At 52.2% G+C, this 13,250-nt stretch carries 10 protein-coding genes; 5 read left to right on the plus strand and 5 right to left on the minus strand.

Going from position 1 to position 13,250, the window contains the following annotated elements; all coding sequences use genetic code 11:
* Positions 1-117: 117 nt before the first annotated feature.
* Both ACYVIY_RS05965 and ACYVIY_RS05970 read left to right on the plus strand, forming a co-directional pair.
* Positions 118-843 (plus strand): SGNH/GDSL hydrolase family protein, encoded by a 726-nt coding sequence (locus ACYVIY_RS05965; protein WP_460975383.1) that lies wholly within the window; start codon positions 118-120, stop codon positions 841-843.
* A gap of 61 nt (positions 844-904) precedes the next feature.
* Positions 905-1,726, plus strand: a complete 822-nt coding sequence (locus ACYVIY_RS05970) for a PepSY-like domain-containing protein (RefSeq protein ID WP_460975384.1) — start codon at positions 905-907, stop codon at positions 1,724-1,726.
* An 83-nt stretch (positions 1,727-1,809) separates the two neighbouring features.
* Here the strand turns inward: ACYVIY_RS05970 and ACYVIY_RS05975 are convergent, their stop codons facing one another.
* The 3 genes from ACYVIY_RS05975 to ACYVIY_RS05985 form a co-directional block, all read right to left on the minus strand.
* Positions 1,810-4,941, minus strand: coding sequence for an efflux RND transporter permease subunit (locus ACYVIY_RS05975; protein WP_460975385.1), 3,132 nt, complete (start codon positions 4,939-4,941; stop codon positions 1,810-1,812).
* Between the two features lie 112 nt (positions 4,942-5,053).
* Positions 5,054-6,211 (minus strand): efflux RND transporter periplasmic adaptor subunit, encoded by a 1,158-nt coding sequence (locus ACYVIY_RS05980; RefSeq protein ID WP_460975386.1) that lies wholly within the window; start codon positions 6,209-6,211, stop codon positions 5,054-5,056.
* 330 nt (positions 6,212-6,541) lie between these two features.
* On the minus strand, positions 6,542-7,228 hold the full coding sequence (locus tag ACYVIY_RS05985) for a TetR/AcrR family transcriptional regulator (RefSeq protein WP_460975387.1): 687 nt from the start codon (positions 7,226-7,228) through the stop codon (positions 6,542-6,544).
* Between the two features lie 219 nt (positions 7,229-7,447).
* On the opposite strand from ACYVIY_RS05985, the gene ACYVIY_RS05990 reads away from it, so the two are divergent.
* The 3 genes from ACYVIY_RS05990 (at position 7,448) to ACYVIY_RS06000 (ending at position 11,353) form a co-directional block, all read left to right on the plus strand.
* A complete protein-coding gene (locus tag ACYVIY_RS05990) occupies positions 7,448-8,440 on the plus strand; it encodes an ATP-binding cassette domain-containing protein (protein ID WP_460975388.1) in 993 nt (330 codons plus the stop codon).
* Between the two features lie 70 nt (positions 8,441-8,510).
* A complete protein-coding gene (locus tag ACYVIY_RS05995; RefSeq protein ID WP_460975389.1) occupies positions 8,511-9,869 on the plus strand; it encodes an HlyD family secretion protein in 1,359 nt (452 codons plus the stop codon).
* The gene (locus ACYVIY_RS06000; protein ID WP_460975390.1) at positions 9,866-11,353 is read left to right on the plus strand and encodes a TolC family protein; all 1,488 of its coding nucleotides are present in this window, start codon (positions 9,866-9,868) and stop codon (positions 11,351-11,353) included. Before ACYVIY_RS05995 ends, ACYVIY_RS06000 begins: the two co-directional genes overlap by 4 nt.
* Before the next feature lies 1 nt (position 11,354).
* Here the strand turns inward: ACYVIY_RS06000 and ACYVIY_RS06005 are convergent, their stop codons facing one another.
* Together ACYVIY_RS06005 and ACYVIY_RS06010 are read right to left on the minus strand one after the other, a co-directional pair.
* A complete protein-coding gene (locus tag ACYVIY_RS06005; protein ID WP_460975391.1) occupies positions 11,355-11,984 on the minus strand; it encodes an NUDIX hydrolase in 630 nt (209 codons plus the stop codon).
* A gap of 107 nt (positions 11,985-12,091) precedes the next feature.
* Entirely contained in the window at positions 12,092-13,249 is a 1,158-nt protein-coding gene (locus ACYVIY_RS06010) for a hypothetical protein (protein WP_460975392.1), read from the minus strand.
* Position 13,250: the final 1 nt, after the last annotated feature.

The raw sequence follows: 13,250 nt of genomic DNA on the forward strand, positions 1-13,250 counted from the left end.
CTACACAACGTTGCACCCTTTCGTTTGGTTGATTAAAATTTAGAACGCCCTGCCACGTTTCACTGCAGCCCTTCGTAAAGACCAGAAAACAATCACTCGTTTTCGGTTCGTTATCTGATGAATGTGTTGGTAATTGGCGATGGTCATACGTATGGATACGGGCTATCGTCGGGGCAACTGAGTTATGTAGGACACTTTATTCGCCAGATGAGCCGCCCCGGACGGGCGGTGTCGGTTGAGGCCTACGCGCACTTAACGCCGACGCAGGTGCTGGCCACGTTAGATCGACTGTCGCTAAACCAGTACGACCTCATCCTGTTGCAGTTGGACTATGCGACGGGGCAGCCTTCAATGCGGCACCTACCCTTACCCCGACTGGGCCGAAACGCTACGTCTCCAAAACGGCATTGGGCAGGTCGAGCCATGCAGCGCCTGCGGGAATGGGCAACCATCGGCATACGGGCGTTGACCCGGCCCCGCTCAAGGTCTCTTTTCGTATCAGCTTTGCTGAGAACGTTACGTCCGTACCGGCATCACGTACTCCTGCTGACTCCACTGCCGCATCGTGACCCCGTTGAGGGATGGTTGCGCAGGCGGTGCCGGTCGCTGTTACTCCGAAAGGCGGGCGATCAGTTATTCAGCGTGTTCGATTCGAGTTTGGTGCTGCGGCCCCACGATGAATATTTTCTGACGAATGACCCGGAGCACCTGAGTGCCGTTAGTCACGAACTGCTGGGACGGGCGCTGTTCGATTTTTACCAGTCATCCCCGACTATTGTCACAATTCAGGCGGTCAGGCGAAATGGCGATGACCAATGGCCGACCCGGGACGATAGCCTTTGAAGGGCTCACGCTTTACCGCAATACGTTCTTAACTCTTAGTCTCGTTTCGCTACGTTTTCTTATGAAAAAACAATGGATGTTTATCGCGCTCGTTGCCGCGCTGGCAGCGGGCTGTAATCAGGCTGGTACGAACGTAACACCAGACGATCAGACAACCGCATCGGCTGCCCGCGCAACTGCCGTGGATGGTTTCGGGAAAGGTACCGTGATTACGCAGGACAAGCTGCCGCAGGCCGTGTTGAATTACCTGAACACGACCTACGCGGGCTATACCTTCGTGCAGGGCGTTCAGGGCACAGACCGGGCGGGTGCTACATTCTATGCCGTTGTTATTGAGCAGGGGGGAGTCCGTTATCATCTTCACTTCGACGCGAACGGTACGCTGCTGCCGGGACGTGGCCACAAAGGCGGACCAGGGCCGCGCGAAGCCAACGAGACGACGATTGCGCAGAACAAGCTCCCGCAGACTATTCTGGATTATCTGAACACGACATACGCAGGCTATGCTTTTGTAGGGGCTGAACAAGGTGCCGATGCATCAGGTGTGGTGCTGTATTACGAGGTGGAGATTACCCAGAACAGCAAAGCAATCCGGCTGAACTTTGATGCAACGGGTAAACTCCTGGAGCGACCAAAAGGTCGGCCGGGTGGACCGGGCAAGCCGCCAATGGCTACGAGTGTTACGCAGGATAAGCTGCCACAGGCAACGCTGGATTACCTGACAACGAACTACGCCGGATACACATTCGTACGCGCTGAACAGGCCACTACCCGCGAAGGTGCTACGCTGTATGCCGTGGCGATTACGCAGACGGGCGATACGTACTACCTGTTGTTCGACGCCGACGGAAAGTTTATAAGCGCCCGTAAACACCGCAAATAATCGGGCTTGATTTGCTTATAAGAAACGAAAGGCGCGAACCAACATCAGTTCGCGCCTTTCGTTTCTTATAAACTGTTCCAGATTTATACCCGTACTTCCATTTCCTCGGGTCGGGTCGTGTCGCCGGTTTCGCGTCCTTCCGGTTGGGGAAGTGGCCGTTTTTCGGCGTCCTTCCGGCGCGTCATGTAGGTGTAAATAACGGGTACTACGTACAAGGTCAGCACCAGCGAAAAGAGAAGACCTCCTACAATAACAATACCGAGTGGAACGCGGCTCTTCGACGCCGACCCTAACGCTAATGCCAACGGCAATGCACCGAAAGCGGCCACAAGCGTCGTCATCAGAATGGGGCGCAGACGTAACGCAGCTGATTCAACCGCGGCTTCGAATTTGTTCTTGCCCGTCAGTCGCTGCTCATTCGCAAATTCGACAATCAGAATCCCGTTTTTGGTTACCAGACCGACCAGCATGATGATCCCGATCTGACTGAAAATATTCAGGGTCTGGTTAAACATCCAAAGTGAGAATACCGCACCCGCCAGCGCCAGCGGTACCGTGATCATGATGATGAGCGGATCAACAAATGAGTCGAACTGCGCAGCCAGAACCAGATACACCAGAATTAAGGCCAGGCCGAACGCGAACAACGTATTCGAGGAGCTTTCGGCGTAGTCGCGCGAAGGCCCCGACAATGCCGTCTGGAAGGTATCGTCGAGTGTACGGGCGGCAATGGCCTGCATGGCCGTTACGCCGTCGCCGACCGTTTTGCCGGGTGCTAAACCCGCCGATACCGTTGCCGACTTAAACCGGTTGTAGTGGTACACCTGCGGGGGGCTGCTGACTTCAGCAAACCGAACGAGGTTATCTAGCTGAATTAATTCACCCTGATTCGTGCGGACATAGAACGAAGCCAGATCGACGGGTTCGTCGCGGTCTCCACGGGCAACCTGACCAATTACCTGATACTGTTTCCCATTCATCAGGAAGTAAGCCAGCCGACGGTTACTGAGCGCTAATTGCAGGGTTTGGGCAACGTCCTGAACCGAAACACCAAGACTCGTCGCTTTTTCGCGGTCGATACTGATGTTCAGCTCTGGCTTATTAAATTTCAAGTCAACGTCACTGTTCTGAAAAGTCGGATCTTTCTGCACTTCTTCCAGGAACTTGGGCAGTTTTTCGCGCAGCTTCTCAAAATTCAGGTTCTGAATAACGAACTGAACGGGTAAGCCACCGCCCCGACCTACCTGAATCGTTTGATCCTGCGTAGCGAACATGCGCCCTTCACTGAACTTTTTCAGGTTTTTATTCACGTAGTCTACAATCTCCTGCTGCGAACGATTCCGCTGGGAAGGATCGTTCAGGTTGATCATGACAAACGACGAGTTAACCGCCCCGGCGCCCGAAAAACCAGGAGCCACTACGCTAAAGGCCAGCTTGGTTTCTGGAATCGAATCGAGCACAAACTGCATGACCCGATCGGTCAGGCTAGCCTGCGCTTCGTAACTGGTGCCTTCGGGTGATGTAATGGAAACGCGCGTACGGCTACGGTCTTCGAGCGGAGCCAGCTCTGATTTAAGCGTTGACCCGATGCCGAAAATCAAGGCGATACAGATCGCAATCATCGCAAAGGCCCACCGCTTCTTGCGCATGAAATTGTTCAGCGAATCGCGATAGCTTTGGTCGAGCCACTGGAAAAACGGTTCGGTCTTCTTGTAAAACCAGGAGTCCTTGCCGTGGTTCTTGCTCGTCAGCTTCACACTCAATACGGGCGTGAGCGTTAGGGATACAAAGGCCGAAATCAAAACGGCACCCGCTACGACAATACCAAACTCGCGGAACAGGCGACCTACGAAACCCTGCAAAAAGATGATCGGCAGGAACACGATGGCCAGCGTAATGGACGTCGCCAGTACGGCAAAGAAAATCTCGTTGGACCCTTCTCTGGCCGCTTGCCGGGTTTCCATACCATCCTCTATTTTCTTGAAGATGTTCTCGGTCACCACAATACCGTCATCCACCACCAGACCGGTTGCCAGAACGATACCCAACAGGGTCAATACGTTGATACTGAAGTCGGCAACGTACATAATAAAGAACGCGCCAATCAGCGATACCGGAATGTCGATCAGGGGCCGGAAGGCGATCAGCCAGTCGCGGAAGAAGAAATAAATGACGAGTACAACCAGGATAAACGAGATAATGAGCGTTTCGCCTACTTCTTCAATCGCCCGGCGAATGAACGTACTCCGGTCGATGCCGATGCTGACAATAATGTCGTCAGGAAGGTCTTTCTTTAGCTGGTCAAACCGTTTATAGAACTCGTCGGCAATGCTGACGTAGTTGGCACCCGGCTGCGGAATCAAGGCCAGGATTACCCCTACGGCCCCGTTCTGCTTGGAAATGGTTTCTTCGTTTTCGGCCCCCAACGTAGCGTAGCCTATATCCTTCAGGCGGACGATCTGGTCGTTAGTCTGGCGAAGAATCAAATTGTTGAAATCATCTTCGCTAGTCAGCCGACCAACGGCCTTAACCGTCAATTCCGTGTTATTGCCGTACACTTTACCACCCGGCAGTTCTACGTTCTGGGCCGTCAGCGAGTTTTGGATGTCCTGCGTCGTCAGTCGATAGGCCGACAGCTTGATCGGATCAATCCACAGGCGCATCGCCTGGCGTTTCAGACCGTAGATGTTGGCCTGGCTTACACCCGGAATGGTTTGCAGCCGCTCCTGAAGCACGTTTTCGGCGTAATCAGACAATTGTGTCGGGTTACGCGTCGTACTCTGAACGGTCATGAAAATAATTGGGTCCGAGTTGGCATCCGCCTTCGTCACCACCGGAGGAGCGTCGATGTCCTGCGGCAGTTGGCGCTGGGCCTGCGCTACTTTATCGCGCACGTCGTTGGCAGCCCGCTCCAGATCCGCGTCAAGGTTGAACTCAACCGTGATGGTGCTGGCTCCCAGGGCACTGTTCGACGAGATCGTCCGAATCCCTTCGACGCTATTCAGCGATTTCTCGATGGGTTCGGTAATCTGCGACTCAATGATGTCGGGGTTCGCACCGGTATAGTTGGTTCGAACGGTGATAACCGGCGGGTCAATGGCCGGGTATTCGCGGACGCCAAGAAAGGTGAAGCCGATGACACCAAACAAGACAATGACGATGGACATTACCATCGCAAAGACAGGTCGGTTAAGGCTTAATTCGGGTAAACTCATAAACGTGTTGAGTTAACAGGTTTCATTGGTTAAAGAGCCAGCCAGGTCTTTCAAACATGGCTGGCATTTTCGGGTATAAACCAAAAAAGGAAACGTTGGTAACGTAAACTGATTACCGCGTTGCCACTTTCGATTCATCGCCTGGCAGTTGTACTACGCGTCCTACTTTAACGGGTGAATCGGGTTTCAGAAACAGCAGACCCGTTGTAGCTACTGTATCGCCCGCCTGAATGCCCGACAAGATCTGAATTGTTCCCGCCGTGCGCAGCCCCGTTGTTACGTCGCGGAACTGAGCTTTGCCGCCTTTAATCACCACAACCTGGTTTGTCCGCGTTTGTGGAATGACCGCCTGCGTAGGCACAACCAGACTTTGTTGGTTCTGAATGGCCAGCGTAACCCGCGCAAACGTACCGGGGCGGAACTTAGCCGAATTGTTGTTCACTCTGGCCCGAATCCTGAGGTTACGAGTTTGCTGTTCTACACCGGGTTCAATGGCGTACACTACCGCCTGACTTGGCTGCTTGGTTCCATCCACCAGGAAGGAAATGGTTGCGCCGGTTTGTACCGCCTGACCATATTTTTCCGGAATCGAGAAGTCAAGTTTGAGGGAGGATACCTGCTGTAATCGGGCAATCAGCGTACTGGGGGAAACCACAGCGCCTGCACTGACATTACGTAAACCAATTACGCCCGAAAAGGGTGCCCGAATTTCGGTACGTTGAAGATTCGCTTTTACCAGTTCGATGTCGGCCAGTGACGAACGCAGGTTCGTGGTAACAATGTCGTATTCCTGCTGGCTAATTCCACCCTTGGCGAGCAGTTGCTTATTCCGTTCTTCCGTCCGTCGGGCGTTGTCGGCCTGAGCCTGAAGTTTCAGGAGTTGAGCGCGTAGGTCGGCATCGAAAAGCTTCACCAGTAACGCGCCCTTGGCCACGGGCTGCCCTTCCTTAATATTTAACTGGGTAATACGGGCTGATATTTCCGGATAAATGTCAACCTGTTCGTTGGGGAGCAGGGAACCGCTGGATACAACATCTTCCTGTAATCGCTTCGTGATCACGACAAAGCCATTTACGTTGGTGGGACCGCCCCCGCCCGGGCCACCAGGACCGCCTTTGCCGCCTGGCCCTCCGCCTTTGCCGCCACCACCACCTCCACCCCCGCCGGGGGCACCGGATGTGGCGCCGGGTGCCGGATGTAATACTTTATTGTACACAATTATCCCGCCGAGGACAACAACGACGAGAACGATAGCAATCCATCTTTTCACAGGAGAGTTATTAGCAATAAAACTTAATTTTTAACGTCGGAATGACCGCGTTTGTTACGAACTACAAAACTATGAGCCCAAACGGTTATATCAATCCTCAAATGCTCGATCATTAATCTATTTTACAGGGATTAAGCGACTTTATCGACCGGCCAGTTTAGTTATCCCAAGCAATAAGTGGCTGGAAAGCAGGCTTAACAATTTCGGGTTACCTAATGAATGAACGTATTCGCCCGCATCCATATACAGTACCAAACTAGCCAGAGCGATTTGTCTACTCAAAATCCATAAAGCTGGTCCAGTTACCGCATCTGTCAACCAGGAATCGACTTACTCAGAAATAGGGCCGTTTAAGCTGGAGAACAGGACGTGACGCAGAAAGTCGAGCAGTTGATTTTCGTCTTTACTTATCTCGAAGTCAGTGAGAGTCGGCAGGTTCTGCATGAAAAATGCCTGGTAGTGTGCCGTTTCGATGAGTGAACTTGCCCTCGATCGTGCAAACGGGTAATCAGGTCGATAGTCCAGAATAAGCGCAGCGATACGTCCGCACAGATCTTTGTAGGGCTTGAACAACTGCTGCCGGTTATCTTCCGTTACGTGGTGCGTTAAATACACTTTACTTGACTCCCGAATCACAACCCGGTGCAACGCCTTTACGTCAATATCATCGGTGGATGAGGTGTCCAGGTCTTTCAGTAAAATAAGCCGTAGCAGCCGCTCCAGCTTTTCGCCCGGATCGGTCAGGTTGTTGGTTTGAAAAACAAGCTGATATTCGAGCCATTGCCAGTACCAGGCGACCAGATAAATGAGCAGGCGGTGCTTGTTCTCGAAGTAGCGGTAAATGCTGGCTTCCTTGGTGTTGAGCCGGTCGGCTAGCTTTTTGAAGGTGGCTTCTTCAAACCCAATTTCATCATATAGCAAAATCCCCTGTCGCACAATCCGCCGACCCAGTTCCGACCCGTCGGGATTACGTAAAAACAGCCGCTCGTTCATGCGGACTTGCACCGAATACTCCATTTATAAACTTGTTCTTCTTATAAACTTGTTCTTCCGTTCAACCAAAAGTTTTTACTATCAGGAACATACTTACATTAATAAAAGTTGTGTTTATAAAAAAGATAGTAATACTATCAGGTCCGCTCTTTTTACTACCAGACACATTATTTATTAAAAAATTGGGCGTAACGGGAGAGGAAACGGGCAGATTACTGTTTGTGAGATTAAAAACGGATTAAAATGGCCATAGTAAACGCAGTAGAGCCGCCACCATCGCCGACACAACGGTTGATTCGGCTCCTGACCAACGAGAAGAAAGACATTGGGTATATTTATCTGTATGCGTTGGTAACGGGCATAATTAGTTTGTCGCTGCCACTAGGTATTCAGGCGGTGTTTACACTCGTATCGGGAGGGCTCGTATTCAGTTCAGTCTACGTGCTGATTTCGCTCGTGATCATCGGCGTACTGGGAACTGGTTTATTGATGGTTGGCCAAATGGCATTGGTTGAGGTGTTACAGCAGCGGATTTTTGCGAAAGCGGCCTTTGAGTTTACGTATCGGCTACCACGTATTCAACCCGACGCCCTGGCGGGTTATTATCCACCCGAGTTAATGAACCGCTTTTTCGACGTACTAACGATTCAGAAAGGATTGCCGAAGTTATTGATTGACCTGACGGCCGCAACGGTACAGATCGTTTTTGGGTTAATACTGCTCTCGGCCTATCACCCCATCTTTGTTGGATTTGGCCTGTTCACCGCGCTGATCGTCGTGTTAATCTGCTGGGCGTACGGAGCACGGGGAGTCAAGACCAGTCTGAACGAGTCGAAGTATAAATACAAGGTAGTCGCCTGGCTTGAAGATATAGCCCGCGATTTACCCGTCCATCGCTATCAGCAATCCGGCAGTTTAGAGCCGATTGACAAAATGGACGACCTCGTAGCTAATTACGTTGAGCATCGCAACCAGCACTTTAAGGTGTTGAAGCGGTTCTTTTACAGCGCCGTAGCCTTCAAAACTATTGTTACGGGCGGCTTGTTGATTCTGGGGACGACCCTGGTAGTCGGTCGGGAAATGTCGCTTGGACAGTTTGTCGCGGCTGAACTTGTTATTGTCTTGATTACCAACTCGGTCGATAAGCTCATATCGGGTATTGATACTGTATTTGATCTGCTGACAGCCGTAGAAAAAATTGGTACGATCACCGACATGCCGCTGGAGACTACCTAGCAGAGAGTACGTACAGACAGCCGGACAGGCTGTTGTATCCGAAAACCGTATTCTTCTTCAAGAACATTTTATGTTAAACTTATCGAATCAACGGGTAGACGAAGAACTGTTTAACCGCTATCCCTTAAAAACGCTCCGAACATTACCGCAATCGGACGGGGGGCAAAAACTGGGCCGCTGGATGCTTTTCTTCCTGATCGTTGGCCTGATTGCCATGTTCATGCCGTGGCAACAGAACATCAACGGTGAAGGAACGCTGACAGCTCTGACTCCGCAGGATCGCCCACAAACCATTCAGAATGCCATTCCCGGGCGCATCGAACGCTGGGCAGTTCGCGACGGTGACTACGTTAAGCGGGGCGATACGCTCATGGTTATCTCCGACATAAAAGACGAATATTTTGATCCGAATCTGCCCCAGCGGCTGGGCGAGCAGCTAACGGCCAAGCAAGGCAGCCAAGAGGCTACTGAGGCTAAAATTCAGGCGCTCGATGGCCAGATTACCGCGTTGCAGACGGGTTTGAAGGTGAAGCTGGCAGCCGCACGTAACAAGGTTCAGCAAAGTGAATTTAAGGTTACGGCAGACGAAGCGGATCTGGTGGCTGTCCGTAAAAACTATCAGATTGCGCTCGATCGACTCGAGCGCTACGAGAAGGGGTATAAAAACGGCTTGTTCTCGTTGACTGATTTAGAAGCCAGACGGCTGAAGGTACAGGAAGACAACGCTAAAGTGATCTCGCAGGAAAACAAGCTGAACGTATCGCGGCAGGAACTGGTGAACGCCCGGCTTGACCTGAACACGATTCAGGCTGATTTTCAGGAGAAGCTAGCAAAAGCGCAGTCGGACCGGAGTTCGGCGGTTTCGTACCTGGCCGATGCCAATGGTGAAGTGTCCAAGCTGCGCAACAAAATCAGCAGCGTGGCCGTCCGTCAGGGGCTTTATGTTGTGCGCGCTCCGCAGGATGGTTACGTGATTCGTCCGTCGAAAGCGGGGATTGGGGAAACCATCAAAGAGGGGGAACCCATCGCGACGCTTCAACCGTCGAATCCGCAGTTGGCTGTGGAGTTGTATGTGCGGGCTATGGATGTACCCCTGATTCAGCGGGACCGAATCGTTCGCCTACAGTTCGATGGCTGGCCGGCCATTCAGTTTTCGGGCTGGCCCACGGTATCGGTTGGTACGTTTGGCGGAAAGGTTGCGGTTATCGATGCAGTGAGTAGCGTTGGCGGTAAGTATCGGATTTTGGTACGTCCTTTTCAGCAAAAAGGCGACCAACCCTGGCCGACGCAGCTGCGGGTAGGATCGGGGGTTCATGGCTGGGTGATGCTCGACGATGTGCCTGTTTGGTACGAGCTCTGGCGGCTGCTAAACGGTTTCCCACCAAGTTTGCAGGAGGAGCCTAAAGCCGAGAAAGGAGCGGACAAATGAGGGGGCGGGTTGGTATACGGTGGTGGCTGGGCATTGGCTGGCTGCTGCCAGGGCTGGTGACGGCTTCAACAGGAGCCGCGTGGACGCCCGCAGCAACGAGTCAGACGGTAGTCGTATCGGGGCAGCGACAACCCGACACGACCGCCTTTCCCGCCCCGGTTTTCTTCGACATAATCCGACAGCACCATCCGATTGTTAAACAAGCGGCTCTCTACAACGAAGAAGCCCGACAGGTACTGGTTCAGGCGCGGGGGGCCTTTGACCCCAAACTTGTGTCGTACTACGATCGGAAAGAGTTTGGGCAGGATCTGTATTACAACCACTGGCAGAACAAGCTGGCCGTTCCGTTGTGGGTGGCGGGTATTGATCTGAATGTATCGTATGATCGTAACGAAGGAAAGTATATAAATCCGGAAGAGCGAACACCTGCTTCGGGACTGACCGGAATTGGCCTGAGTGTGCCGGTTGGGCAGGCCCTGTTTATTGATGCGCGCCGAAATGCTGTTCGGCAGGCGCGACTGGCGCAGGATATGGCTAAAGCCGATCAGCTTAAACTGGTGAACAAAACGCTGTTCGATGCCGCCAAAACGTACTGGGACTGGTATCTGGCCTATCAGCAGCGCCGGTGGGTAACCGAAGGTTTTGAACTGGCCGAGCGTCGATTTCAGGCGTTACGTGAACGGGCGCTGATTGGCGATGCCGCTGGTATCGATACGACAGAAGCGTTCATCACTGTACAGGATCGACTGTTGCAGCGTCAGCAGGCGGAAATTGACGAACAGAACGCCCGGCTTCGCGTCAACAATTTTTTGTGGGATGCAAGCGCCCGACCGGTTGAACTGCCCGCGCAGGCCATTCCTGAGGAGCCGTCTCTGACACTTCTAACTGAGAGTACGTTGCAGATGCTGGCCAATCAGGCGGCTCGTCAGCATCCTGAGTTACTGAAGCTGGATACGAAGCTCGGCCAGCTCGCTCTGGAAGAGCGTTTCAGAAAGGCCATGATTCAGCCTCAGGTGTCGGTAACGGCCAGCCTGCTTAGCCAGACCCCAACCGTTGACGTACCGTACGACTGGTCGAGCTATTACGCCTTCCGACCCCAGAACCATAAAATAGGTGTAGACTTTGTGTTTCCGTTGTTTCTGCGGAAAGAGCGAGGCAAACTGCGCGAAGTGCAGATTAAAAACCAGCAGACGGAACTGGAGCGCCAACAAACCGGCCGTGACATCAGCACTACGGTCCAGGCGGCTTACAACCAGCTTCAGGCGCTTGCCCGTCAGGTCGCTTTGCAGCAACAAACGATTCAGAATCAGGAGCGCCTACTTCAGGCCGAACAGCAGAAGTTCGAACTTGGCGAAAGCTCATTGTTTCTGGTCAACGCCCGCGAAACAAAGTTGATTGACCTGCGGCTGAAAGGAGAGGAGCTAAAAACCAAATACCAGAAAGCCATTGCCGAACTGTATTTTGTGGCGGGTACCACGCAATGAGCTACGAGTCCATCACCATCAGCAATTCGCTGATCATCATGGCGGTGGCCCCCCATACGCGGTACCCCTGAATCTGGTAGAACGGCGCATCGACCAGCACCCCGCGTACTTCAATCTGACTATCGCCTACAATGGTTTCGTCGAGCAGCGTATCCAGAGAGACCTCGACAACCGCTTCGACTTCGCGCGGGTCGGGGTAAAAATCGGGTCGGTAGGGCAGCATACCCACTACCGGCTGAACGTAGAAGTTACTGGGTGGAATAAATAGTTCGGTTAGTAACCCCAGCACTTTTACGTCGGTCACCCGAATACCTACTTCTTCCTGAGCCTCGCGCAGGGCGGTGCGGGTCAGGTTTTCGTCGATACGTTCCATGCGTCCACCCGGAAAGGCCATTTGCCCGGCATGAACCCCATCGTACTGGGGGCGCAAAATCAGGGGTAGCAGGATTGAGTCCTGATACGGATAAAAACAGATCAGTACCGCACTCCGTCGCGTTCGTTCATTGGGCTTGATACCAAGTCGGTAACGAGCCGCCGACGCCATTTTCGCGTGAGCTGTCTCACCCGGCAAGGGCTTCTGCAACCGCTGACGGAGTTGCTCCGTGAACGAATGGAATGTGGTGTCAATCATGGTCTGGTCTCCTGTTTTCAGCGTATCGGCATGGATGTCAACGTACTGGTCATCAACCCAACTGCGAAACCTTATCTATACAACGTAACGAATTGCTCTGCGCAACGCTACCGGTAATATTCAATAGTACGTATCAGCGCTACGCCTATTTGTTTTCCGTTCGCGTCCACCTGCTTTTGTTCGATCCAGTTCCCGTGCCTATCGTACCGATAACGATAGGTGGGATGAGGATAATCTTTTGAGTCATAAGTTAACTCGTTCCATTTATCTCCTACTTTCCTACGGCTCCGATCTGATAAAATGTAATGGTGAACGGGATGCTGCAAACTAATCGTTTCCGAAGTTAAGTCGCCTGCTTTATTATAATTTTGTCGGGTAACTTCAGTAGCCTCAAGTCTATACTGATACCGGATCGTTTCGCGCGATCCGTTTTGGTTCCGGGATTCCTGTTCGATTAATCGACCCTTGGCGTCGTATTGATTACGGTATTGAACCGTATCTTCTCGCCATTCGGGGCTCGCGTCGAAGCTAGCTAACTGCTCTGCCTGTAGCTTACGTAACGTACTGTCTAACTCGGCCTTATCCACCTGTGGTATATCGACTTCTAAAGAACGCTTGAAACGCCCAAGCGTAGCGGTATCTACCTCATTGATTTCAGGAGGTTGCTTCCGAAAGCGGCTGATTTGTTCGACTACATACCCCCCTTCATCCCACCTGTACCGTTGCTCCCGAATCAAGGTGTCCTGCTTATATTCCTTTTCGACAAAGGTTCTGGTTAAAGAATCCGTCAATAGTTCTTTACGGCCATTAACGGGTTTTCCCATGATGGTACGCTTGTCCAAAACGACAACCCGATTTTTTGCTGCGTTATAGGCGTACTCAATTTGCCCGGCCTCCATTACGCCCCAGATAGGGTCAGGAACGAGTTGCTCGGTTCGAAGCAAGACAAGCCGATTGCGAGTATTATACTCATTATACGTAACACTTCTTGCTTTGTTATGGTCGTCACGCGAGGTATACGTTTGCAGTAGGCCCTCTTTCGTATAGACTTTGGTAAAGTTCTGGCCCGAATACCCATCCAGAAAATCTTCCTTTCGATTGGTGATGGGCGATTGAACCTGGGTAACCTGCCTGACGGGCCCTTTTAAGTCACATCGCTCTACGTCTGGCCCAGTCATAGACAATGACCGAACGTGCAGTTGAGCCTGCACAAAGGAAGGAAACAGCCAGACGAACAAAAGGGTAACCCGAACTATACGCGTCATT

It is taken from the genome of Spirosoma knui, assembly GCF_054780635.1.